The sequence below is a fragment of the Pseudomonas sp. P4_C4 genome (genome assembly GCF_056402055.1).
The window spans coordinates 18,367-40,959 of the sequence record NZ_JBFUID010000006.1; the positions used below are offsets into that span (position 1 = coordinate 18,367).

Annotated in this window: 22 protein-coding genes; 15 read left to right on the forward strand and 7 right to left on the reverse strand. The window is 60.6% G+C overall.

Annotation, left to right across the window (positions count from 1 at the left end; translation table 11 throughout):
* The 6 genes from AC1DXW_RS05480 to AC1DXW_RS05505 all read left to right on the forward strand — a co-directional run bounded on the left by AC1DXW_RS05480 (nucleotide 1) and on the right by AC1DXW_RS05505 (nucleotide 5,848).
* Complete coding sequence (locus AC1DXW_RS05480; RefSeq protein ID WP_477752342.1) at nucleotides 1–948, forward strand: ABC transporter permease; 948 nt, start codon at nucleotides 1–3, stop codon at nucleotides 946–948.
* Nucleotides 938–1,762 carry an ABC transporter permease gene (locus AC1DXW_RS05485; RefSeq protein ID WP_477752341.1) on the forward strand — a complete coding sequence of 275 codons (825 nt, stop codon included), beginning with the start codon at nucleotides 938–940 and terminating at the stop codon, nucleotides 1,760–1,762. Before AC1DXW_RS05480 ends, AC1DXW_RS05485 begins: the two co-directional genes overlap by 11 nt.
* Nucleotides 1,763–1,931: 169 nt before the next feature.
* Nucleotides 1,932–3,356: a gamma-aminobutyraldehyde dehydrogenase gene (locus tag AC1DXW_RS05490; RefSeq protein WP_477752340.1), complete on the forward strand. Its 1,425-nt coding sequence runs from the start codon at nucleotides 1,932–1,934 to the stop codon at nucleotides 3,354–3,356.
* Between the two features lie 228 nt (nucleotides 3,357–3,584).
* Nucleotides 3,585–5,069, forward strand: a complete 1,485-nt coding sequence (locus tag AC1DXW_RS05495; protein WP_477752339.1) for an APC family permease — start codon at nucleotides 3,585–3,587, stop codon at nucleotides 5,067–5,069.
* A 262-nt stretch (nucleotides 5,070–5,331) separates the two neighbouring features.
* Nucleotides 5,332–5,580, forward strand: a complete 249-nt coding sequence (locus AC1DXW_RS05500; RefSeq protein WP_056721085.1) for a CopG family ribbon-helix-helix protein — start codon at nucleotides 5,332–5,334, stop codon at nucleotides 5,578–5,580.
* Entirely contained in the window at nucleotides 5,558–5,848 is a 291-nt protein-coding gene (locus AC1DXW_RS05505) for a type II toxin-antitoxin system RelE/ParE family toxin (protein ID WP_082562882.1), read from the forward strand. Before AC1DXW_RS05500 ends, AC1DXW_RS05505 begins: the two co-directional genes overlap by 23 nt.
* Before the next feature lie 37 nt (nucleotides 5,849–5,885).
* Here AC1DXW_RS05505 and AC1DXW_RS05510 read toward each other — a convergent pair whose 3' ends face one another.
* Nucleotides 5,886–6,071 carry a hypothetical protein gene (locus tag AC1DXW_RS05510; RefSeq protein WP_477752338.1) on the reverse strand — a complete coding sequence of 62 codons (186 nt, stop codon included), beginning with the start codon at nucleotides 6,069–6,071 and terminating at the stop codon, nucleotides 5,886–5,888.
* 418 nt (nucleotides 6,072–6,489) lie between these two features.
* Here AC1DXW_RS05510 and AC1DXW_RS05515 point away from each other — a divergent pair, with 418 nt between their 5' ends.
* The 7 genes from AC1DXW_RS05515 to aauR all read left to right on the forward strand — a co-directional run bounded on the left by AC1DXW_RS05515 (nucleotide 6,490) and on the right by aauR (nucleotide 15,046).
* Entirely contained in the window at nucleotides 6,490–8,118 is a 1,629-nt protein-coding gene (locus AC1DXW_RS05515) for a glucan biosynthesis protein D (RefSeq protein ID WP_477752337.1), read from the forward strand.
* A gap of 276 nt (nucleotides 8,119–8,394) precedes the next feature.
* Nucleotides 8,395–9,309, forward strand: coding sequence for a glutamate/aspartate ABC transporter substrate-binding protein (locus tag AC1DXW_RS05520; RefSeq protein ID WP_477752336.1), 915 nt, complete (start codon nucleotides 8,395–8,397; stop codon nucleotides 9,307–9,309).
* Between the two features lie 193 nt (nucleotides 9,310–9,502).
* Nucleotides 9,503–10,249, forward strand: coding sequence for an amino acid ABC transporter permease (locus AC1DXW_RS05525; protein WP_477752335.1), 747 nt, complete (start codon nucleotides 9,503–9,505; stop codon nucleotides 10,247–10,249).
* On the forward strand, nucleotides 10,249–10,920 hold the full coding sequence (locus AC1DXW_RS05530) for an amino acid ABC transporter permease (RefSeq protein WP_477759823.1): 672 nt from the start codon (nucleotides 10,249–10,251) through the stop codon (nucleotides 10,918–10,920). Before AC1DXW_RS05525 ends, AC1DXW_RS05530 begins: the two co-directional genes overlap by 1 nt.
* Complete coding sequence (locus tag AC1DXW_RS05535; RefSeq protein WP_477759824.1) at nucleotides 10,917–11,651, forward strand: amino acid ABC transporter ATP-binding protein; 735 nt, start codon at nucleotides 10,917–10,919, stop codon at nucleotides 11,649–11,651. The genes AC1DXW_RS05530 and AC1DXW_RS05535 overlap by 4 nt, the downstream gene beginning before the upstream one ends.
* Nucleotides 11,652–11,819: 168 nt before the next feature.
* Nucleotides 11,820–13,721: a two-component sensor histidine kinase AauS gene (gene aauS / locus AC1DXW_RS05540; RefSeq protein ID WP_477752332.1), complete on the forward strand. Its 1,902-nt coding sequence runs from the start codon at nucleotides 11,820–11,822 to the stop codon at nucleotides 13,719–13,721.
* Nucleotides 13,718–15,046 carry a two-component response regulator AauR gene (gene aauR, locus AC1DXW_RS05545; RefSeq protein ID WP_477752331.1) on the forward strand — a complete coding sequence of 443 codons (1,329 nt, stop codon included), beginning with the start codon at nucleotides 13,718–13,720 and terminating at the stop codon, nucleotides 15,044–15,046. The genes aauS and aauR overlap by 4 nt, the downstream gene beginning before the upstream one ends.
* A gap of 68 nt (nucleotides 15,047–15,114) precedes the next feature.
* On the opposite strand, the gene AC1DXW_RS05550 is transcribed toward aauR, so the two are convergent.
* On the reverse strand, nucleotides 15,115–16,149 hold the full coding sequence (locus tag AC1DXW_RS05550) for an alpha/beta fold hydrolase (RefSeq protein ID WP_477752330.1): 1,035 nt from the start codon (nucleotides 16,147–16,149) through the stop codon (nucleotides 15,115–15,117).
* A gap of 313 nt (nucleotides 16,150–16,462) precedes the next feature.
* Here AC1DXW_RS05550 and metR point away from each other — a divergent pair, with 313 nt between their 5' ends.
* A complete protein-coding gene (gene metR, locus AC1DXW_RS05555; RefSeq protein ID WP_007985733.1) occupies nucleotides 16,463–17,380 on the forward strand; it encodes a transcriptional regulator MetR in 918 nt (305 codons plus the stop codon).
* 34 nt (nucleotides 17,381–17,414) lie between these two features.
* Here the strand turns inward: metR and AC1DXW_RS05560 are convergent, their stop codons facing one another.
* From AC1DXW_RS05560 to AC1DXW_RS05580, 5 genes are all read right to left on the reverse strand, one after another.
* Complete coding sequence (locus AC1DXW_RS05560; protein WP_477752329.1) at nucleotides 17,415–17,912, reverse strand: N-acetyltransferase family protein; 498 nt, start codon at nucleotides 17,910–17,912, stop codon at nucleotides 17,415–17,417.
* A 2-nt stretch (nucleotides 17,913–17,914) separates the two neighbouring features.
* Complete coding sequence (locus AC1DXW_RS05565) at nucleotides 17,915–18,553, reverse strand: LysE family translocator (protein ID WP_477752328.1); 639 nt, start codon at nucleotides 18,551–18,553, stop codon at nucleotides 17,915–17,917.
* A 23-nt stretch (nucleotides 18,554–18,576) separates the two neighbouring features.
* The gene (locus AC1DXW_RS05570; RefSeq protein ID WP_477752327.1) at nucleotides 18,577–19,011 is read right to left on the reverse strand and encodes an NUDIX hydrolase; all 435 of its coding nucleotides are present in this window, start codon (nucleotides 19,009–19,011) and stop codon (nucleotides 18,577–18,579) included.
* A 153-nt stretch (nucleotides 19,012–19,164) separates the two neighbouring features.
* The gene (locus AC1DXW_RS05575; RefSeq protein ID WP_477752326.1) at nucleotides 19,165–20,490 is read right to left on the reverse strand and encodes an APC family permease; all 1,326 of its coding nucleotides are present in this window, start codon (nucleotides 20,488–20,490) and stop codon (nucleotides 19,165–19,167) included.
* Between the two features lie 254 nt (nucleotides 20,491–20,744).
* Nucleotides 20,745–21,566, reverse strand: a complete 822-nt coding sequence (locus AC1DXW_RS05580; RefSeq protein ID WP_477752325.1) for a carbon-nitrogen hydrolase family protein — start codon at nucleotides 21,564–21,566, stop codon at nucleotides 20,745–20,747.
* Nucleotides 21,567–21,690: 124 nt separating this feature from the next.
* Here AC1DXW_RS05580 and AC1DXW_RS05585 point away from each other — a divergent pair, with 124 nt between their 5' ends.
* Nucleotides 21,691–22,491, forward strand: a complete 801-nt coding sequence (locus tag AC1DXW_RS05585; RefSeq protein WP_477752324.1) for a helix-turn-helix transcriptional regulator — start codon at nucleotides 21,691–21,693, stop codon at nucleotides 22,489–22,491.
* Nucleotides 22,492–22,593: the final 102 nt, after the last annotated feature.

Here is a 22,593-nt window from a genome sequence, read left to right on the forward strand (position 1 = left end):
ATGAACACCCTGGCTATCTCCCAAACCCAGTCGGGCGGCTCGCCGTTGCGCCGGTTCTCCAACCTGCTGTATCGCCGGCCAAACCTATACCTGTCGATGCTGCTGGTGCCACCGCTGCTGTGGTTCGGCGCGATCTACCTGGGCTCGTTGCTGGTGCTGCTGTGGCAGGGTTTCTACACCTTCGATGACTTCACCATGGCGGTCACCCCTGACCTGACCCTGGCGAACTTCACCGCGCTGTTCCAGCCGTCGAACTTCGACATCATCCTGCGCACCCTGGGCATGGCGATTGTCGTGTCGATGGCCAGCGCCGTCGTCGCGTTCCCGATTGCCTACTACATGGCGCGCTACACCACGGGCAAGACCAAGGCGTTTTTCTACATCGCGGTGATGATGCCGATGTGGGCCAGTTACATCGTCAAGGCGTACGCCTGGACGCTGCTGCTGGCCAAGGGTGGCGTGGCGCAGTGGTTCGTGCAGCACCTGGGGCTGGAACCGGTTCTGCAATTGGTGCTGGGCATTCCGGGCGTTGGCGGCAGCACCTTGTCGACCTCGCATCTGGGGCGCTTCATGGTATTCGTCTACATCTGGTTGCCGTTCATGATCCTGCCGATCCAGGCCTCGCTGGAGCGCCTGCCGCCGTCGCTGCTGCAAGCCTCCGCCGACCTCGGTGCCAAGCCGCGCCAGACCTTTACGCAAGTGATTCTGCCGCTGTCGATCCCGGGTATCGCCGCAGGTTCCATCTTCACCTTCTCGCTGACCCTGGGCGACTTCATCGTACCGCAACTGGTCGGCCCGCCCGGCTACTTCGTCGGCAGCATGGTGTATGCCCAGCAAGGCGCGATCGGCAACATGCCGATGGCCGCAGCGTTCACCCTGGTGCCGATCGTGCTGATCGCCATCTACCTGTCCATCGTCAAACGACTGGGGGCCTTCGATGCACTCTGAATCTTCATCTCAAGGGCAGGCCTCTCTCGGCCTGCGCATTGCCGCCTGGGGCGGGTTGCTGTTCCTGCACTTCCCGATCCTGATCATCTTCCTGTACGCCTTCAACACCGAAGACGCTGCGTTCAGCTTTCCGCCCAAGGGCTTCACCCTGAAGTGGCTCAGCGTGGCGTTCTCACGGCCGGACGTGCTCGAAGCCATCAAGCTGTCGTTGCAGATCGCCTCGATTGCCACCCTGATCGCCATGGTCCTCGGCACGCTGGCGTCCGCCGCGTTGTACCGCCGGGACTTCTTCGGCAAGCAAGGCATCTCGCTGATGCTGATCCTGCCGATTGCCCTGCCGGGGATCATCACCGGGATCGCGTTGCTGGCGACCTTCAAGACATTGGGCATCGAGCCGGGGATGTTCACCATCATCGTCGGCCACGCGACCTTCTGCGTGGTGATTGTCTACAACAACGTCATCGCCCGCTTGCGCCGCACCTCCCACAGCTTGATCGAGGCCTCGATGGACCTCGGCGCCGACGGCTGGCAGACCTTCCGCTACATCATCCTGCCGAACCTCGGCTCGGCGTTGCTGGCCGGCGGCATGCTGGCGTTTGCCCTGTCGTTCGACGAAATCATCGTCACCACCTTCACCGCCGGCCATGAACGCACCCTGCCGCTGTGGCTGCTCAACCAGCTCAGCCGCCCACGGGACGTGCCGGTGACCAACGTCGTGGCGATGCTGGTGATGCTGGTGACCATGCTGCCGATTCTTGGTGCGTATTACCTGACCCGGGGCGGCGAAAGCGTTGCCGGTAGCGGCGGGAAGTAACCAAATAACCACTGAAGGAACCGAATCCCTGTAGGAGTGAGCCTGCTCGCGATGACTGACTGTCATTCAACAGTGATGTCGACTGTAAGACCGCTATCGCGAGCAGGCTCACTCCTACATTTAGATCCGGTTCAGGCAGCAAAATAAAAGTGTTAGTGAGGACAGAGCCATGCAAACCAAACTCTTGATCAACGGCCAACTGCAAAGCGGCGAAGGCCCCGCCCAACCGGTGTTCAACCCGGCACAGGGTCGTGTGCTGGTGGAAATCAACGAAGCCAGCGCAGCCCAGGTCGATGCAGCCGTACGCGCCGCCGACGCCGCGTTCGACAGCTGGTCGCAGACCCCGCCGAAAGCGCGTTCGCTGCTGCTGCTCAAACTCGCCGATGCCATCGAGGCCCATGGCGAAGAGCTGGCCAAACTGGAATCGGACAACTGCGGCAAGCCTTACAGCGCCGCGCTGAACGACGAGATCCCGGCGATTGCCGACGTGTTCCGCTTCTTCGCCGGCGCCAGCCGCTGCATGAGCGGTTCGGCCGGTGGCGAATACCTGCCCGGCCACACCTCGATGATCCGCCGCGACCCGGTGGGCGTGATCGCCTCCATCGCGCCCTGGAACTACCCGTTGATGATGGTCGCCTGGAAAATCGCCCCGGCCCTGGCCGCCGGTAATACCGTGGTGCTCAAGCCGTCGGAACAAACCCCACTGACCGCCCTGCGCCTGGCCGAACTGGCGTCGGACATTTTCCCGGCTGGTGTGCTCAACCTGGTGTTCGGTCGTGGCCCTACCGTCGGCAGCCCTCTGGTCACCCACCCGAAAGTGCGCATGGTGTCGCTGACCGGCTCGATTGCCACCGGCTCGAACATCATTTCCAGCACTGCCGACAGCGTCAAACGCATGCACATGGAATTGGGCGGCAAAGCCCCGGTGATCATCTTCGACGACGCCGATATCGACGCCGCCGTCGAAGGCATCCGCACCTTCGGTTTCTACAACGCCGGGCAAGACTGCACCGCCGCCTGCCGCATCTATGCCCAGGCAGGCATCTACGACAAGTTCGTCGAGAAACTCGGAGCGGCCGTCAGCAGCATCAAGTACGGCTTGCAGGATGATCCATCGACCGAACTCGGCCCGCTGATCACCGCGCAACACCGCGACCGCGTGGCCGGTTTCGTCGAACGCGCCGTAGCCCAGCCGCATATCCGCCTGATCACTGGCGGTAAAGCTGTCGACGGCGACGGGTACTTCTTCGAACCGACCGTGCTGGCCGACGCGCAGCAGGACGACGAGATCGTGCGCCGCGAAGTGTTCGGGCCAGTGGTGTCGGTGACCAGATTCAGCGATGAAGCACAGGTGCTGGGCTGGGCCAACGATTCGGAGTACGGCCTGGCCTCTTCCGTGTGGACCGCCGACGTCGGCCGTGCCCATCGCCTGTCGGCCCGTTTGCAGTACGGCTGCACCTGGGTGAATACACACTTCATGCTCGTCAGTGAAATGCCTCACGGAGGTCAGAAACTGTCCGGCTATGGCAAGGACATGTCCATGTACGGGTTGGAGGACTACACCGTTGTGCGGCATGTGATGTTCAAGCACTAGAAAAAGCATCGCGAGCAAGCTCGCTCCCACAGGTACTGCGCAGTCCATGTAGGAGCGAGCTTGCTCGCGATGGCGTCACCGCAACTTCAAGGAAGAAACCGGCACCCAGCACCACCAGGCTCCACCCCAAAGAAGACAAAACAATAACCACCGATCCGGGCGGTGCCTTCAAGGCCCCGTCACGGTTTCGGACATCCGAAATCTGCCGATTTTCCGGAGTAACTACACATGAGTGCATCACCCGATCTCTCTGCAGCCCTTGCCGACAGCGATGCCGAGCAACTACGCAAGCTGGGCTACACCTCCAACTTCAACCGCAGCATGAGCCTGTGGGAAAACTTCGCCCTGGGCTTCACTTACCTATCCCCGGTCGTCGGGGTGTATACCCTGTTCGGCCTGTGCCTGGCCGCGGGCGGGCCACCGATGTTCTGGGCTTACTTGCTGGTCGGTTGCGGCCAGTTGCTGGTGTGCCTGATCTTCGGCGAAGTGGTTTCGCAGTTCCCGATTTCCGGCGGCGTGTACCCATGGGCTCGCCGCTTGGTGGGCAAGCGCTGGGCGTGGATGGTCGGCTGGATCTACTCCATCGCCCTGTGCGTGACCATCGCGGCGGTTGCCGTAGGTGCCGGTCCGTACCTCGCCGCCATGATGGGCTTTGAACCGAGCGACAACACCAACATCATCATCGCCCTGTTCCTGACGCTGTTTGCCACTCTGGTCAACCTCAGCGGCACCAAAGTGCTGGCGCGGATCGCCATGTTCGGCTTCCTCTGTGAGCTAGTGGGCGCGGTGATCGTCGGCGTTTACCTGCTGATTTTCGAGCGTCATCAACCCATCAGCGTGTTGTTCAACACCTTTGATATCAGTGTCGACGGCTCGTACCTGCCAGCGTTCCTCACCGCTTCGCTGGCGGGGATGTTCCTGTACTACGGCTTCGAGGCCTGCGGCGACGTGGCCGAAGAAACCCCGAACCCGAGCAAGCAGATCCCGGTGGCCATGCGCATGACCATCTACATCGGCGGGATCGCGGCGATGTTCGCCTGCGTGGCGCTGATCCTGGCCGTGCCGGACATGCAGGCCGTGATCAACGGTACCGACAAGGATCCAGTCACCACCATCCTCAACAACGCCTTCGGCCCGGTGGGTTCGAAAGTGGTGATGGGCGTGGTGATGATTTCCTTCATCTCCTGCGTGATCAGCCTGCAAGCGGCGGCCAGTCGTCTGCTGTATTCCTACGCCCGTGATGAAATGGTCATCGGCAGCCGACTGCTGAAAAAGATTTCCCCTACGACTCAGGTTCCAGTTGCCGCGCTGTTCGTGTCCGGTGTCCTGCCGGCGCTGATCATCATCCTCGGTTTCTTCCTGCAAGACGCGGTCGCCACCATCGTCAGCTTCGCGGCCATCGGCATCTACCTGGCGTTCCAGATGATCGTGCTCGCGGCCCTGTACGCCCGCATGAAGGGCTGGAAACCAAGCGGCAAATTCACCCTCGGCGCCTGGGGCTGGGCAGTGAACATCGGCGCACTGGTCTATGGTGTCGGTGCCATCATCAACATGGCCTGGCCACGCACGCCGGATGCCGCGTGGTACATCAACTACGCGATGGTCCTGAGCACTGCCATCGTGATTGGTTTGGGTCTGCTCTACATGTGGATCGCCAAGCCGTATGACCATGGCACGGCGCCTGCGGGGGATGCCTGGAAAGTCAGCCGGTAACGGCATTCGCCCCGGTGCCTTCGTGGTGCCGGGGCGCTCCAAAAAACCGACAAGGATTGAATATGGATATCCCCCCAGACGGGCGTTGAGTCGGTTAACCCCATCTCGTTGCGCTAGCATCTGGCAACACATCCCTCTCTCTCGTTCGTGTTCGCCGCACTAGAGTTTCGTGCAGCCCATGCACGCCTGCGGTTGACGAAACCCCTGGCTCGGCCTAGGGTGTTTACGTCGTTTACAGCGTATACACCCTAGGAGAGCCATCATGGCCTCACCCGTTTTGTCTTTTCGCGTCGAAGAACAATTGGCACAGCAGCTGGATTTATTGGCTGCAGCGACCGACAGAGATCGTCAGTACCATCTCAAGCGTGCATTGGTTCGATATGTGGAAGCCGAGTCCTGGCATCTGCAAGCCATCAGTGACGGCATCGCCGATGCCGACGCGGGGAAACTCACCGATCTGGATGCCGTGAAGGCTAAGTGGGCAAAACGTGCCGAGCGTAGTACTGACTGAAAAAGCCGATAGCGATCTCGATGCCATTCACGAACACTACCGAAAGGTAGTTGGCGCAAAAGCCGCTCTCGAAATCATTTCCACGATGTTGCAATCCTTTGAACTGTTGGAACAGTTTCCCGGCTCGGGCAGGCCTTCAGGCATGCCCGATGTCCGAGAGTTGGTACTTGGCCGTTTTCCCTTTATCGCCCCTTACCGATTTTCCCAAGGCCAGGTACAAGTTCTGCGCGTGCTGCATCAGCGATCCGAGCGTTCCCAGGATTGGTAGATGAGGGCATCCAGCCAGGACGGGATGCCCCATTGCTTCAAAACCTCGAAACACTCCTCATAGCATCCACCAGATACCTCATCGCAATCCTGTCGCTCTCCGAGAGCTCCCGATAGCGCTCCACCAGTTTCATTTCCTCGCTATTGAGTCGGCGTCTTCGTCGCCCCAGGGTCAGACACGGAAGGATTCCCAACAATTCGGTGATGTTCTGTACTTTCGACATGGACGATGTCCTTCTAAACGTCAAAGAAAACTGCAAAAAACCGCATCGCCCTTCCCCCCTTTTCAGCAGCCGCAATGTGCCGACTGAACCGCACCGGTCTTTCGGGCATAAACCGGTCATGTGCACAGAATAGAAATATTCCGGGCGCTGAAAAGCGGTTTTTAGAGTAATTAGTCGAAAAAAGCAGAAATGCCCTGTAAATCAGAAACCCCTGTCGGAATTGTTTCCCGACATGTCTTGTTTCATTGCCGAGCCGGCGCAGTGCCATCAATCAATTTTGCTCCGCAATCGAACGGTTTAAGCTGTCGGGCATCTGTTTAAAAGTCCGTTGCGTTTGGCCGAAGGCATGTCCGAACCGATATTTCTGATCCAGCACGTGCCAGGAACGGCGCGGGATTGCTCAAGACAGGTTGTATTTATGCACCGCAGGAACTTGCTCAAAGCCTCCATGGCCATCGCGGCCTACACCGGTTTGTCCGCCACGGGCCTGTTGGCGGCCCAGGCCTGGGCCGCCAGTGGCGGCACCGCTGATGGCGAGGCCACCGCGTTCGATTTCGAGGCGCTGAAGCTCCAGGCCAAACAGCTCGCCAGCAATCGCTACCAGGACACCGAGCAACAGTTGCCGCCAACCCTGGCGACCATGACGCCGCAGAACTTCAATGCGATCCGCTACGACGGCAATCATTCGTTGTGGAAAGAGCTCAAGGGTCAGCTGGACGTGCAGTTCTTCCACGTCGGCATGGGGTTCAAGCAGCCGGTGCGCATGTACAGCGTCGATCCGAAAACCCGCATGGCCCGCGAGGTGCATTTCCGCCCGTCGCTGTTCAACTATGAAAACACCACGGTCGACACCGCACAGCTCAAGGGCGACCTGGGTTTCTCCGGCTTCAAGCTGTTCAAGGCCCCGGAACTGGACAAGCACGACGTCGTGTCTTTCCTCGGCGCCAGTTACTTCCGTGCGGTAGACGCCACCGGCCAGTACGGCTTGTCGGCCCGCGGACTGGCGATCGACACCTACGCCAAGAAGCGCGAAGAATTTCCCGACTTCACCAAGTTCTGGTTCGAGACACCGGACAAGGACAGCACCCGCTTCGTGGTCTACGCCCTGCTCGATTCGCCGAGCGCCACCGGTGCCTACCGCTTCGATATCGACTGCCAGGCCGAGCGCGTGGTGATGGAGATCGATGCCCACGTCAACGCTCGCACCGCCATCGACCAACTGGGCATTGCGCCGATGACCAGCATGTTCAGTTGCGGCACCCACGAACGCCGGATGTGCGACACCATTCACCCGCAAATCCACGACTCCGATCGCCTGGCCATGTGGCGCGGCAACGGCGAGTGGATCTGCCGCCCGCTGAATAACCCGGCGACCCTGCAATTCAATGCCTTCGCCGATACCGACCCGAAGGGCTTCGGCCTGGTGCAGACCGACCACGAGTTCGCCAGCTATCAGGACACCGTCGACTGGTACAGCCGCCGCCCAAGCCTGTGGGTCGAACCGACCACCCCATGGGGCGAAGGCTCGGTCGATCTGCTGGAGATTCCCACCACCGGCGAAACCCTGGACAACATCGTCGCCTTCTGGACCCCGAAGAAACCGGTGGCGGCCGGCGATTCGCTGAACTACGGCTACAAACTCTATTGGAGCGCACTGCCACCGGTCGGCACACCACTGGCGCGAGTCAATGCGACCCGTTCAGGCATGGGCGGTTTCACCGAAGGCTGGGCGCCGGGCGAGCATTACCCGCCAGTCTGGGCCCGTCGTTTTGCCGTGGACTTCACCGGCGGTGGCCTGGACCGCTTGCCTGAAGGCGCGGGCATCGAGCCGGTGGTCACTTGCTCGAACGGCGAGGTCAAGGATTTCAGCGTGCTCAAGCTCGATGACATCAAGGGCTACCGCATCCTGTTTGACTGGTACCCGACCAATGACAGCGTGGAGCCTGTCGAGCTGCGCCTGTTCATCCGCACCAACGACCGCACGCTGAGCGAAACCTGGTTGTATCAGTACTTCCCGCCAGCCCCGGACAAGCGCAAATATCCCTGACAGCCAAGTAGCACCAACCACCATTCGGTTTTCCGAACGCGACCTGCGGGTCAGTTCGGTTAACCGGATCATCCAACCTCAATATTCGCGCCATAAATATTTAATTTCCTTATAAATCAATAACATGATTCATTGGCACTGGTCTGGCACGAGTCATGCTCTACACTTCTTCGACGAATGTCCTTTGCGCCCTCTCTCAGTAGCGCTCAGGTGATTTGCAGCACAAAAGGGCCGATGAACTGGCTCCATAAAAAAAACAATGTCGAGGAAAATTTGATGCGCATCATTCCCCATATCCTGGGCGCAGCCATTGCTGCCGCTCTGATCAGCACGCCAGTGTTCGCCGCCGAACTCACCGGCACCCTGAAGAAGATCAAAGAGTCCGGTGTCATCACCCTCGGACATCGTGACGCGTCCATTCCGTTTTCCTACATCGCGGATGCTTCCGGCAAACCGGTCGGCTACTCCCACGACATCCAGCTGAAAGTCGTCGAAGCGCTGAAAAAAGACCTCGACATGCCGAACCTCCAGGTCAAGTACAACCTGGTGACTTCGCAAACCCGTATCCCGCTGGTGCAGAACGGCACCGTGGACCTGGAGTGCGGTTCCACCACCAACAACGTCGAGCGTCAGCAGCAAGTTGACTTCTCCGTTGGCATCTTCGAAATCGGTACTCGCCTGCTGTCCAAGGCAGACTCCAAGTACAAGGATTTCCCTGACCTGGCCGGCAAGAACGTCGTGACCACCGCCGGCACCACGTCCGAGCGCATCCTCAAGGCGATGAACGCCGACAAGCAGATGGGCATGAACGTCATCTCGGCCAAAGACCACGGCGAATCCTTCCAGATGCTGGAAACCGGCCGTGCCGTGGCTTTCATGATGGACGACGCCCTGCTGGCAGGTGAAGCAGCCAAGGCCAAGAATGCGAAAGACTGGGCAGTGACCGGTACTCCACAGTCCTACGAAATCTACGGCTGCATGGTGCGCAAAGGCGACGAGCCGTTCAAAAAGGCTGTGGATGACGCCATCAAGGCCACCTACGCATCGGGCGAGATCAACAAGATCTACGAAAAATGGTTCATGCAGCCAATCCCGCCAAAAGGCCTGAACCTGAACTTCCCGATGAGCGACGAGCTCAAGGCCCTGATCGCCAAACCGACCGATAAAGCGGCTGACGACAAGAAATCCTGATTTCTGACTAACCTTATCTCCTGACAGGGCGCAAGCCCTTTCAGGAGGTTGTCACTCCCTGCTGGCATTTCTGGAAACACTCGAACCGGTGGCTGTCGAGCCGAGCGCGTGTGCCTGTCCCTCAAGGACAGGCGGGAACGGAGCTTCCCCAAGCGGGTACTTGTACATCGATCGAATCCGAGGGGAGACCCTAATGAATTACAACTGGGACTGGGGCGTGTTCTTCAAGTCCACCGGCGTGGGCAGCGAGACCTATTTCGACTGGTACCTGACCGGTTTGGGCTGGACCATCGGCATCGCCATCGCGGCCTGGATCATCGCCTTGACACTGGGCTCGATCCTGGGCGTCATGCGTACCGTGCCGAATCGCATCGTATCGGGCATCGCCACCTGCTACGTCGAACTCTTCCGTAACGTGCCGCTGCTGGTTCAGCTGTTCATCTGGTACTTCCTGGTGCCCGATCTGCTGCCTGCCGACCTGCAAGAGTGGTACAAGCAGGACCTGAACCCGACCACCTCGGCCTTCCTCAGCGTCGTGGTGTGCCTGGGCCTGTTCACCACCGCCCGGGTTTGCGAACAGGTGCGTACCGGTATCCAGGCCCTGCCCAAGGGCCAGGAAGCCGCGGCCCGCGCCATGGGTTTCAAGCTGCCGCAGATCTACTGGAACGTGCTGCTGCCCCAGGCCTACCGGATCATCATTCCGCCGCTTACCTCGGAATTTTTGAACGTATTCAAGAACACCTCCGTGGCCTCGCTGATCGGCCTGATGGAACTGCTGGCGCAGACCAAACAGACCGCCGAGTTCTCCGCCAACCTGTTCGAAGCCTTCACCCTGGCAACGCTGATCTACTTCACCCTGAACATGAGCCTGATGCTGCTGATGCGCATGGTCGAGAAGAAAGTCGCCGTGCCTGGCCTGATTTCCGTAGGGGGTAAATGATGGAATTCGACTTCTCGGGCATCATCCCGTCCCTGCCGGGCCTGTGGAACGGCATGATCATGACCCTCAAGCTGATGGCCATGGGCGTGGTCGGCGGGATTATCCTCGGCACCATCCTGGCGCTGATGCGTCTGTCCCACAGCAAACTGCTGTCGAACATCGCCGGTGCCTACGTTAACTATTTCCGTTCGATCCCGTTGCTGCTGGTCATCACCTGGTTCTACCTGGCGGTGCCGTTCGTGCTGCGCTGGATCACCGGCGAAGACACCCCGATCGGCGCGTTCGCCTCCTGCATCGTGGCATTCATGATGTTCGAAGCCGCGTACTTCTGCGAAATCGTCCGCGCCGGTGTGCAGTCGATTCCCAAGGGCCAGATGGGCGCTGCCCAGGCGCTGGGCATGACTTACGGCCAGATGATGCGTCTGATCATCCTGCCGCAGGCGTTCCGCAAGATGACTCCGCTGTTGCTGCAACAGAGCATCATCCTGTTTCAGGACACCTCGCTGGTCTACGCCGTCGGCCTGGTGGACTTCCTCAATGCTTCGCGCGCCAGTGGCGACATCATTGGCCGCTCCAATGAGTTCCTGGTTTTCGCCGGTCTCGTGTACTTCACCATCAGCTTTGCCGCCTCGCAGCTGGTCAAGCGTCTGCAAAAAAGGTTCGCCGTATGATCTCTATCAAAAGCATCAACAAGTGGTATGGGGACTTCCAGGTACTGACTGATTGCAGCACCGAGGTCAAAAAAGGCGAAGTGATCGTGGTGTGCGGGCCATCCGGTTCCGGCAAATCGACCCTGATCAAGTGCGTCAACGCCCTGGAACCGTTCCAGAAAGGCGACATCGTGGTCGACGGCACCTCCATCGCAAACCCGAAGACCAACCTGCCGAAACTGCGTTCGCGCGTGGGCATGGTGTTCCAGCACTTCGAGCTGTTCCCGCACCTGACCATCACCGAAAACCTGACCATCGCGCAGATCAAGGTGTTGGGCCGCAGCAAGGAAGAAGCCACCAAGAAAGGCCTGCAACTGCTCGAGCGCGTAGGTCTTTCGGCCCATGCTCACAAGCATCCTGGCCAACTGTCCGGTGGTCAGCAGCAGCGTGTGGCGATTGCCCGTGCGCTGGCGATGGACCCGATCGTCATGCTGTTCGACGAACCGACCTCGGCGCTGGACCCGGAAATGGTCAACGAAGTGCTCGACGTGATGGTGCAACTGGCCCACGAAGGCATGACCATGATGTGCGTGACCCACGAAATGGGCTTCGCCCGTAAAGTCGCGGACCGGGTGATCTTCATGGACGCCGGCAAGATCATCGAAGACTGCAAGAAAGAGGAGTTCTTCGGCGACATCAATGCCCGTGCGGATCGTACGCAGCACTTCCTGAACAAGATTCTGCAGCACTAATACCAACGTAGCTCGCCCCTACCCTGTAGGAGCGAGCTTGCTCGCGATGGTCGTTAACGATGACGCGTTCATCCTGAATGCACGCGTTGTCCTTGAGTTCTTCGCGAGCAAGCTCGCTCCTACAGTCGGAGTAGGCAGGCAATCGCTGGTTGACCCAAGGCATCTGTGATGAAATGCGACCCCAATCTTTATCGCGCAGCAATGCCATCACTCGCCGTGAAACCCCGTCTGATTCGCCATCTGTTCCTGCCACCGCTGATCATCGCCATGATGATCGGCCTGGGCTATATCGGCTTCTGGATCAGTGAGCACTATGGCATTCGCAGCCTTGGCGAGAACGGTCAGCGTCAGCTGGAACTGCACGCCCGTGCCGTCGAAAGCGAAATCAGCAAATACACCTACCTGCCCAGCCTGCTGGAGCTCGAAACCAGCGTTTCGCAGTTGCTGGCCGACCCGACCCCGGAACACCGGCAAACGGTCAACGATTACCTCGAAGGCCTGAACCGGCGCAGCCGCAGTCGGGCCATCTACGTGATGGACACCACCGGCCGCGTCATGGCCACCAGCAACTGGCGCGATGTCGACAGCTACCTGGGTGAAGACCTGTCCTTTCGCGCCTATTTCCAGAACGCCGTGCGTGGTCAGCCCGGGCGCTTCTACGGCATCGGCAGTACCAACGGCGAACCCGGTTACTACCTGGCCCATGGCCTGGAAGAACACGGCAAGATCATCGGCGTCGCGGTGGTCAAGGTACGCCTGGAAGCCATGGAAGAACGCTGGCAGCGGGCGCGCCTGGAAGCCTTCGTCAGCGACGAGAACGGCATCATCATTCTGTCCAGTGACCCGGCGCGACGTCTGAAATCGGTGGTGCCGCTGAGCGAAGAAACCAAGGAAAAACTCGCCCGCAGCCTGCAGTACTACTGGTTCCCGCTCAACGAACTGCAGCCGCTGGCCCGGGAAACCCTGTCCGAAGGCGTGGAAAAACTCACGTTCCCGGCCAACAGCGAACTGGTGTCCGACGACGAAAACATCAGCTACCTGGCGCAAACCCGGCCGCTCGGCGATACGCCGTGGAATTTCACTCTGCTCACGCCGCTCCAGGATTTGCGCCGCGAAGCGATCAACCAGGGGATTCTGGTGGCGGTGGCGTTTGCCCTCTGTGCCTTTCTGTTGATCGCCTGGAACGAGCGGCGCAAGGTGATCGCCACCCGCCTCGCGGCCCGGGAAGCCTTGCAGGAAGCCAACAATCAGCTGGAGCGTCGGATTACCGAACGCACCACCGACCTGCGCGCCAGCAACGAACGGCTCAAGGCCCAGATCCGCGAACGCCGGCTCGCCGAAGAGACCTTGCGCCGCGCCCAGGATGAACTGGTACAGGCCGGAAAACTCGCGGCCATCGGCCAGATGTCCACCAGCATCGCCCACGAACTGAACCAGCCGCTGGCGGCGCTGCGCACCTTGTCCGGCAATACTGTGCGCTTCCTCGAACGCGGTCAGCTCGACGTGGCCAGCACCAACCTCAAGACCATCAACGAACTGATCGACCGCATGGGCCGGATCACCGCCAGCCTGCGCTCGTTTGCCCGGCGCGGGGACGACAAGGGCCTGGCCTGCCTCGGCAAAGGCGTGGACGCCGCCTTGCAATTGCTCGGCGGCCGGGTGGAAAACATTCACCTGCAACTGCACCGCGATTTCACCGATGTGCAGGTGCAAATCGACCAGACCCGCCTGGAGCAGATTCTGGTCAACCTGATTGGCAACGCCCTCGACGCCATGCAAGCGCAGCCGCAACCCGAGCTGTGGCTCGAAGGCGAAGCGTTCGATGGCAAATACCGCCTGCGCGTGCGTGACAACGGCCACGGCATCGACGCCGAAGCGCGCAAGCACCTGTTCGAACCCTTCTTCACCACCAAACCCGGCGAACAGGGCCTGGGCCTTGGCCTGACCCTTTCCGCCAGCCTGGCCGCCGCCACCGGCGGTCACCTGGGTGTCGAGCACCCGGCCAGCGGTGGTACCACATTCGTCCTCAGTTTACCGTTGGTAAGCCCCACTCCCGCCGAGCCAATATGAACAACGACCTTAGTGTATTGATCGTCGAAGACGACCCCCATGTGCTGCTCGGCTGCCAACAGGCGCTGACCCTGGAAGACATTCCCTGCATTGGCGTGGGCAGCGCCGAAGAAGCCCTGGAGCGGGTCGGCGACGATTTCGCCGGTATTGTCGTCAGCGACATTCGCCTGCCGGGCATCGATGGCCTGGAACTGCTGACGCGGCTCAAGGCCCGCGACCGCAGCCTGCCGGTGGTGCTGATCACCGGACACGGCGACATCTCCATGGCCGTGGGCGCGATGCAGAAAGGCGCCTACGACTTCATGGAAAAGCCGTTCTCCCCGGAGCGCCTGGTGGATGTCGCCCGCCGCGCCCTGGAGCAGCGCAGCCTGGCACGGGAAGTGTCGTCGCTGCGCCGGCAACTGGCCGAGCGCGACTCCCTCGAAGGGCGGATCATCGGACGCTCGCCGGCCATGCAGAACCTGCGGGAACTGATTGCCAACGTCGCCGATACCTCGGCCAACGTGCTGATCGAAGGCGAGACCGGCACCGGCAAGGAGTTGGTCGCGCGCTGCCTGCATGATTTCAGTCGGCGGCACACCAAGCAGTTCGTCGCCCTGAACTGCGGCGGCCTGCCGGAGAACCTGTTCGAAAGCGAAATCTTCGGCCACGAGGCCAACGCCTTTACCGGCGCGGGTAAACGACGGATCGGCAAGATCGAACACGCCGACGGCGGCACGCTGTTCCTCGACGAAGTGGAAAGCATGCCTCTGCCCTTGCAGATCAAACTGCTGCGGGTGTTGCAGGAACGCACCCTCGAACGCCTCGGTTCGAACCAGAGCGTAGCGGTGGATTGCCGGGTGATCGCGGCGACCAAATCCGACCTCGTCGTGTCGAGCAAGGCCGGCGAATTCCGCAGCGACCTGTACTACCGCCTCAACGTGGTGACCCTGGAACTGCCGCCATTGCGCGAGCGCCGTGAGGACATCCTGCAACTGTTCGAGCACTTTTTGCAGCAGTCGTCCCTGCGCTTCGACCGCGCGGTGCCGGAGCTGGACAACCAGACCGTTTCAAACCTGATGAGCCACGACTGGCCGGGCAACGTRCGTGAACTGCGCAACGTTGCCGAGCGCTTTGCCCTGGGCCTGCCGGCATTCAAGAAACCCGGTGCTGGCGGCGGCAATCAAGGCCTGGCCTTTGCCGAAGCGGTGGAAGCGTTCGAGCGCAACCTGCTCAGCGATGCCTTGCAACGCAGCGGCGGCAACCTGACCCAGGCCAGCCAGGAACTGGGCATGGCCAAGACCACGCTGTTCGACAAAGTGAAAAAATACGGGCTAAGCCATTGAGCAAAACCTGATCGCCCACTACCTCTGTAGGACCGAGCCTTCGGCAGCTCCTACAGGGGATTGAGAGGTTAGAGAAGGTTGCGATCGGCCACAGGCTCGATCTGCGCCCAGTGCGACGTGTCTTCACGGTGCTCGCGCAAATACGGCAACACCGCCGCCAGCAACGGCGCCTTGAACGCCTCCTGGAAGCGATGGGCCAGGCCCGGAATCAGGATCAATTGGCTACCTCGCAGATGCGCCGCCAGATGCACCCCGTGCATCACCGGCAACAACGGGTCGGCCGTGCCATGCACCACCAGCGCCGGCACCCGCAACTGATTGAGCAACGCCACCCGGCTCGGCTCGGCGAGAATGGCCATGATCTGGCGTTTCACGCCCTCGGGATTGAACGCCCGATCATAGGACAGCGCCGCCTGATGCAGCAGCACCTGGCGATCATCGATGACCATCGGGCTGCCCAGCGCCGCCAGCAAGTCGGCCTGTTGCTCCAGGGCCACTTCGCGGCTCGGAGCACCGCGCCGGGACAACAACTGCACCAGCGCCGCACTCGGTGCCGGCAAGCCTTCGGCGCCGGAGGTAGTCATGATCAGGGTCAGGCTCTCGACCCGTTGCGGTGCCATGGCCGCCATGTGCTGGGCGATCATCCCGCCCATGCTGGCGCCCAACACGTGGAATTGATCGATGTGCAGGGCGTCCATCAAGCCCAGGCCATCGTCAGCCATGTCCGTCAGCGAGTACGGCGACGACACCGGCAATCCGAGTTTGTAGCGCAGCACTTCGAAGGTCAGGTTGGCTTCGGCCGGTGCTTGCCGCCAAGTCGACAGGCCGACATCGCGATTGTCATAGCGAATCACCCGGAACCCCTGCTGGCACAGGGCGACCACCACCTCGTCCGGCCAGTGAATCAACTGCCCGCCCAGGCCCATCACCAGCAGCAATGCCGGATCGGACGCACGGCCGATGCTCTGGTACGCCAGGCTTACCTGGGCCAGATCCACCCGTTCGGTCGGAACATTGACGTCGCAACGAGAAGCCGCCAAGGACGGCAGGCCGAACAACAACGCGGCCAAAAATACGATTCGTGAAAAGAATGAAGCACCCATGAAAAAACACCAAAACGCAGAACCCCAGTAGAGCGCGAGTCTGATGAAGTTTGTTCAAGCGCGCTGCCACAGTTCCATGACAGTTTGATGAAGAGTGCCGGGCGGTCGTCTTAAGGACCGCGTTATCGTTCACCGCGAGCAGGCTCGCTCCCACAAGATTCATGTCGATCACAGAGTTTTTGAACAACATTGATCACTAATGGGAGCGAACTTGCTCCTGTGTAAAAGAGGGCACTACTGTCGACAGCCAACCCAACATGAGACAAACTCAACCTTTTCGATTTATCGACAAGTTTTCCTCATGGAGTCCCCGGTGCTTGAAATCCGTCACCTCAAGACCCTGCACGCCTTGCGCGAAGCCGACAGCCTGGTGGATGCGGCCGATCGCCTGCACCTGACCCAGTCGGCCCTGTCTCACCAGTTCAAAGAACTGGAAGAGCGCATGGGCATGCCGCTGTTCGTGCGCAAGACCAAACCGGTGCGTTTCACCAGCGCCGGTCTGCGCCTGCTGCAATTGGCCGATGCCACCCTGCCGCTGCTGCGCGCCGCCGAACGAGACATCAGTCGCCTGGCCGGTGGCACCGCCGGTCGCTTGCACATGGCCATCGAATGCCACAGTTGCTTCCAGTGGCTGATGCCGACCATCGACCAGTTCCGCGACGCCTGGCCGGAAGTCGAGCTGGACCTGGCCTCGGGGTTTTCCTTCGCTCCGCTGCCGGCCTTGGCCCGTGGCGATCTGGACCTGGTGGTGACCTCCGACCCGGTGGACCTGGCCGGGATCACCTATGTACCGCTGTTCACTTATGAAGCGATGCTCGCGGTGGCCAACCAGCACCGCCTGGCCAGCAAGGCCTATATCGTCCCGGAGGACTTGCTCCCGGAAACCTTGATCACCTACCCGGTGGAACGGGATCGGCTGGACATCTTCACCCGCTTCCTCGAACCCGCCGACATCGAACCGGCCCAGGTCCGCACCTCGGAACTGACGGTGATGATGATGCAACTGGTGGCCAGCGGCCGTGGCGTGTGCGGCATGCCCCATTGGGCGCTGCATGAATACAGTTCGCGGGGTTATGTGAAGGCCAAGCGACTGGGTGAGAAAGGTTTGTTCGCCACACTGTACGCAGCGATCCGTGCTGACATGCTGGATGCGCCGTACATGCGGGATTTTTTGCTGACGGCGAAGGACACGTCGTTTTCGACGCTGGATGGGGTTAGCGCAGTTCGCTAGAGCAACACACATCCCACAGGGTTTTGCAGTGGTCTTACAACTCTCGCCACATATGGATCTTGTCGAAGTAATCCTCACCCACCCGCACCGCCATCGGCTCCAGGCCGAACTGGACGAAACCGCAGCGCTGGTAGAGGTTGAACGCGGCATCGTTGCCGGCGGTGACGGTCAACTGGATCAGACGCAAACCCGCATGGCTCTGCGCCTCGGCCAAGGCAGCCTGAACCAGCTGATAGCCGAGTCCGCGCTGGCGGACCGTCGGTGACACATACATGCCGAACAGTGTCACCTTGTGCCGGGCCTTTTCCCGAGACTCTAGAGCGAGGCCGACGATGCCCGCCAATTTGCCTTCTTCAAACGCCCCGAGCACCAAGTCCAGCTTGCCGGTCAGGCGCGACTCCCACCAGCTCAGCGGCATCGCTGCCCGCTCACGAACACTCGAGGTGAAGGCCTGCGGGTGCAGGTCGTAGGCTTCGAGCATCAATGCCCGATAGTTCAGGGCATGGCTGACATCCAGGCGTTCGATCCACATGCTCAGGCCATCCGTTTTTGCTCAAGCATCAGCCGCAGTGCCAGCCCGGACAATACGAAGCCCATGAAATAGCGCTGCATCGCCAGCCAGGTCGGATTGTTGACGAACCAGGATGCAATGCCCGCGGCAAACATGGCGATCAGCAAATTGACACAGAAACTGACGCTGATCTGGGTCAGGCCGAGGATGATGCTTTGGCTGAACACCGAGCCATGCTCCGGCGTAATGAATTGCGGAAACACCGACAGATAAAACACCGCGATTTTCGGGTTCAGGGCACTGGTCAGAAAGCCCATGGTGATCAGTTTGCGTGACGAGTCCGGTGGCAATTGCTGCGCCTCGAACGGCGACCGCGCACCGGGTTTGACCGCTTGCCAGGCCAGCCACAAAAGGTACAGCGCACCAGCCCACTTCAACACCTCATAGGCCATCGGCACCGCCAGGAACACAGCCGTCAGGCCGGCGGCAGCAGCAAACAGGTGCACGAAGAATCCGGCGACCACCCCGAGCAAAGAGATCACCCCGGCTTTGCGCCCCTGGCAAATCGAACGGGAGATCAGGTAGAGCATGTTCGGCCCCGGCGTCAGTACCATCAGCAACGCGGCAGCAGCAAAAATCAGCAGGTCTTGAAGCGGGATCATGGGCGAGGTCCTTTGCGTAATGATCAGGCGATCGCGGTCAGCGATGCCTGATAAAACGGCAGGATCAGGTCCCGTGTCAATGGCGCCAGGCTGAGATCGCCGTCGGTGAACGGGTCGATCCAGATCACTTCTTCGATTTCCGCCGCAGGCGTCACGTCGACATCGATGTGCAGCTGAAAAATCTCGGCGTGTACGACAAAACCCGGTTCGTTGGCGGCCGGTGCCGAGAAGTGGCCGAGGTAAACGGCCTGCGCCGGGTCGATGTCCAGTCCCAGCTCTTCTTCCAGCTCACGGGCCAGGGCGTGAACCGGCAATTCATGGGGCTCGATCTTGCCACCCGGCTGCATGAACGCCGTGGTGCCGCGCTTGCGTACCAGCAACGTGCGGCCGTCAGGGCCGATCAACAAGGCAGCGGCGATGCGGATAGTCCCGGAGGCTGGCATGGAAAACGTCGACATGAACAAAAGGCCTTTGGCTCAAAAACGCCAAGGATCACATGTCCGCCTGTTGAGATCAAAAGCCTCGCGTAGGAGCTGCCGCAGGCTGCGATCTTTTGATCTCTAAAAAACAAAGTCAAAAGATCGCAGCCTTCGGCAGCTCCTACAACGGTGTCATACAGCCTCTTGGAAATCCATCTCCGGCGGCTGCCGACGGAAACCGCCGGTCAACACCGCCAGGTACACCACGCCAATCGCCAGCCAGCTCAACCCCAGATAAACCGCCAGATGATCGAGGCTGACCATCAGCCACAAATCCGCTGCCAGGCCGATGAACGGAAACAGCAGGAACAGCACGAGCTCGCGCGGACCTTTTTTCTCGCCACCGATCCAGTAATGGAAGATCACCGACAGGTTGACCAGGCTGAACGCCAGGAACGCGCCGAAATTGATGAACGAGGTCGAGGTGGTGACGTCCAGTTTCAGTGCCAGCAACGCCACCACCGCGCACAGCAGGATGCTGTTGATCGGCGTGCCGAAGCGCTCGTGCAAGGTGCCGAAAAACGCTTTTGGCAACACGCCGTCGCGGCCCATGGCGTATAGCAGCCGAGAACCGCTGGCCTGGGCCGACAGCCCCGAGGCGAACTGGCCGACGATCAGGCCGATCAGGAAGATCGACACGAACAGGTCGCCACCGATGTTGCGGGTAATTTCATAAGCCGCCGAGTCGACGCTGTCGAACTGGAACGACGGATGAGCAATCTGCACGAAGTACGACACGCCGACGAAAATCAGCCCGCCAATCAGGGTGATCAGCATGATCGCCCGGGGAATGGTACGGCGCGGGTCGCGGGTTTCTTCGGTCAGGGTGCTGACGGCGTCGAAGCCGAGGAACGAGTAACAGGCGATGGCCGCGCCGCTCATGATCAGCGGCATCTGCATGTCTCCGTTGAAGAACGGCTTGATCGACCACAACGGCGTGCTCGCATCGCCGCCGACGTAATGCACGCACAGCGTGACGAAGGCGACCAGCACCAGGAACTGCACCAGCATCAGCAAGGCGTTGATGCCGTTCGCCAGTTTCAGGCCGACGATGTTGATCGCGCTGGTGATACCGATGAACGCCAGCACCCAGATCCACTGTGGCACTGCCGGGAAAGCGGAGTTGAGGTAAGCCGCGCCGATCAGCCAGATCGCCATAGGCAGGAACAGGTAATCGAGCAGCACCGCCCAACCGGCGATGAACCCGAGTTTCGGGCTGATGGCCTTGCGCACATAGCTGTAGGCCGAGCCGGCCACCGGGAACGCCGAGGCCATGCGCCCGTAGCTCATGGCGGTGAAGAACATCGCCACCAGCGCCGCGAGGTACGCGGCCGGCACCATGCCGGCGGTGGATTGGGCAAGGATGCCAAAGGTGCCGAGCACAATGATCGGCGTCATGTAGGCGATGCCAAACAGCACCACCGACCCCAGTGACAGGGTGCGTTGCAAACGAGCCATGAGCGACTACTCCGAATTTTATTGGATTTATGGCAGAGCCGAGTTCGGCGCAAGTTACGGGTGTTGCGTTGTTGTTCTTGGGTGAATGGTCAAACAGGTGTGTCGTCTGTCAGGGCCCCATCGTCGGATCGCCGCCCGGACCAAGCTCGCTCCCACAGGATTTGTGTCGATCACAAAATCTGAATCCACTGCAGATCCCCTGTGGGAGCGAGCTTGCTCGCGATGGCGTCAGCCCTGTCGACAAGAAATCAGGATCAGCGTGAAGGAATCAGCAGCTCCCGCAACCCACCCGCCTGCTCAACCACCTCCCCCGGCAACCTCAGCCGCTGATCATCCAGATAGCGATAATCCTGGCGCGCCGCCGTCAGCTGGCTCAGGTCCAGCTCGACCGCAAACTGCCCTTCCTCGCGTCCTGCTTCGAACAACAAGGTGCCCAGCGGATCGACCAATGCGCTGCCGCCAGCAAACAACAAGCCACCGTCACCCTCTTCCACCCGGTTGACCATCAGCGCAAACGCCTGGTTTTCCTGGGCGCGGGCCATGATCGCGGTGCGGTGGGTCGGGCCGTACGGGTCCATGTTACCGTTGGTGACGATCAACAGTTCGGCGCCCAGCTGCGCCAGGGCGCGGGCGCTTTCGGGGAATTCGATGTCGTAGCAAATCAGCAGGCCCACGCGCACGCCGTTCCACAGGCAGGTGGCGTAGCGATCGCCCGCCTCGTAGACACCGCGATCCGAGGCCCATAAGTGAGTCTTGCGGTACTTCAGCGCGATGCCTTCAGGAGTGATCAGCAGCGTGGTGTTGTAGAAACGGCCGTTGTCGTTCTCGGCCATGCCGATGGCCACGGCAATATTGCGCTCGCGGGCGGCGGCGATTACCGCACTGACGGACGGGCCGTCCAGCGCCTCGGCCACCTCGGCCACGGACTCGGCCGAAGGGAAGCCCATCAAGTGGCCTTCGGGGAACAGGATCAGCTGCGTGTCGGCTGCGCACGCAGCCATCGCCGCCAGGGTGCGTTCGAGGTTGTAGGCCGTGTCGTTGTCACGGCCTGCCAATTGGGCGAGTTCGACCTTCATGGGTATTCCTTGTCATGGGCCGGGCGGCAGAAAGATTGCCCGGTCGGTGTCTGTGCGCCAGTATGCGCAGCAAGCAACCGGGCGGGGAATTACGCCGCTGGGGTAACACGATAGGGGTAGATGCATGGCACTCTCGTTGGACGACATCGCCTGGCACCGCTCGGTGGGGCAACTGATCGACGCCCTGGACAAGCCTAATTTCTGGACCCAGCTTGTCCGGTTGCTGGACCAGTACGTGTCCTTCGACAGCTGGGTGGCCCTGCTTTTCAGCGCCGACCAGCGCCCGCAGGTGTTTGCCGAGTGCCCCGGCGAGGACGGCAGCCCTGATCAACTGTTCCAGGATTACCTGCGTGGGCTGTACCTGCTCGACCCGTTCTACATCGCCTGCCGCGAGCAATCGCGCACCGGGTTGTATCGCCTGTCCGAAGTGGCCCCGGAGCACTTCGAGCTGACCGAGTATTACCAGCGCTACTTTCGTCTGAATGTGGTGGCCGATGAAATCCAGTTCAATTGTCAGCTCGAAGGGGACCGCACGCTGTGCCTGTCCCTGGGCAGCACGCAGCGCTTCAGCGGCCAGCAGATCGCCTTGTTGTCGTTGATCCAGCCGTGGGTGCTCGGCCTGTTGCGCCAGCGTCTACCCTATGAAATCAACGAAGTCGTGGCCCTGGCCCCCGCACCACCGCAAGCTGATTGGCGGGTACAGTTGGAGGCCTCGGTGCAGCAACTCAAAGGCGCGCAGTTGACGGCCCGGGAGCTGGATGTCGGGCGTTTGATGCTCAGCGGTTGCTCCAGTAAAGAAATCGCTCGAAAGCTGGAAATCTCGGTCGAAACCGTGAAAGTCCACAAGAAACACATGTACAGCAAGCTGGGGATCAAGTCCCAGTCCGAGCTGTTTTCGATTTTTCTGCAGGCACAAAATGCCTGAAAAGATCGCAGCCTTCGGCAGCTCCTACATGGATCGCATTCCCTTGTAGGAGCTGCCGAAGGCTGCGATCTTTAAACCCGAGTCCGAACCCAAGGAAACCGT

Coding starts and splice junctions, on each gene's coding strand:
- AC1DXW_RS05485 (WP_477752341.1), top strand. CDS start 938: ATGCACTCTGAATCTTCATCTCAAGGGCAGGCCTCTCTCGGCCTGCGC.
- AC1DXW_RS05510 (WP_477752338.1), bottom strand. CDS start 6,071: ATGTCGAAAGTACAGAACATCACCGAATTGTTGGGAATCCTTCCGTGT.
- AC1DXW_RS05495 (WP_477752339.1), top strand. CDS start 3,585: ATGAGTGCATCACCCGATCTCTCTGCAGCCCTTGCCGACAGCGATGCC.
- AC1DXW_RS05575 (WP_477752326.1), bottom strand. CDS start 20,490: ATGGCTCGTTTGCAACGCACCCTGTCACTGGGGTCGGTGGTGCTGTTT.
- AC1DXW_RS05480 (WP_477752342.1), top strand. CDS start 1: ATGAACACCCTGGCTATCTCCCAAACCCAGTCGGGCGGCTCGCCGTTG.
- AC1DXW_RS05515 (WP_477752337.1), top strand. CDS start 6,490: ATGCACCGCAGGAACTTGCTCAAAGCCTCCATGGCCATCGCGGCCTAC.
- AC1DXW_RS05565 (WP_477752328.1), bottom strand. CDS start 18,553: ATGATCCCGCTTCAAGACCTGCTGATTTTTGCTGCTGCCGCGTTGCTG.
- AC1DXW_RS05550 (WP_477752330.1), bottom strand. CDS start 16,149: ATGGGTGCTTCATTCTTTTCACGAATCGTATTTTTGGCCGCGTTGTTG.
- AC1DXW_RS05490 (WP_477752340.1), top strand. CDS start 1,932: ATGCAAACCAAACTCTTGATCAACGGCCAACTGCAAAGCGGCGAAGGC.
- AC1DXW_RS05520 (WP_477752336.1), top strand. CDS start 8,395: ATGCGCATCATTCCCCATATCCTGGGCGCAGCCATTGCTGCCGCTCTG.
- AC1DXW_RS05585 (WP_477752324.1), top strand. CDS start 21,691: ATGGCACTCTCGTTGGACGACATCGCCTGGCACCGCTCGGTGGGGCAA.
- AC1DXW_RS05530 (WP_477759823.1), top strand. CDS start 10,249: ATGGAATTCGACTTCTCGGGCATCATCCCGTCCCTGCCGGGCCTGTGG.
- AC1DXW_RS05535 (WP_477759824.1), top strand. CDS start 10,917: ATGATCTCTATCAAAAGCATCAACAAGTGGTATGGGGACTTCCAGGTA.
- AC1DXW_RS05525 (WP_477752335.1), top strand. CDS start 9,503: ATGAATTACAACTGGGACTGGGGCGTGTTCTTCAAGTCCACCGGCGTG.
- AC1DXW_RS05500 (WP_056721085.1), top strand. CDS start 5,332: ATGGCCTCACCCGTTTTGTCTTTTCGCGTCGAAGAACAATTGGCACAG.
- AC1DXW_RS05580 (WP_477752325.1), bottom strand. CDS start 21,566: ATGAAGGTCGAACTCGCCCAATTGGCAGGCCGTGACAACGACACGGCC.
- AC1DXW_RS05560 (WP_477752329.1), bottom strand. CDS start 17,912: ATGTGGATCGAACGCCTGGATGTCAGCCATGCCCTGAACTATCGGGCA.
- AC1DXW_RS05570 (WP_477752327.1), bottom strand. CDS start 19,011: ATGTCGACGTTTTCCATGCCAGCCTCCGGGACTATCCGCATCGCCGCT.
- aauS (WP_477752332.1), top strand. CDS start 11,820: ATGAAATGCGACCCCAATCTTTATCGCGCAGCAATGCCATCACTCGCC.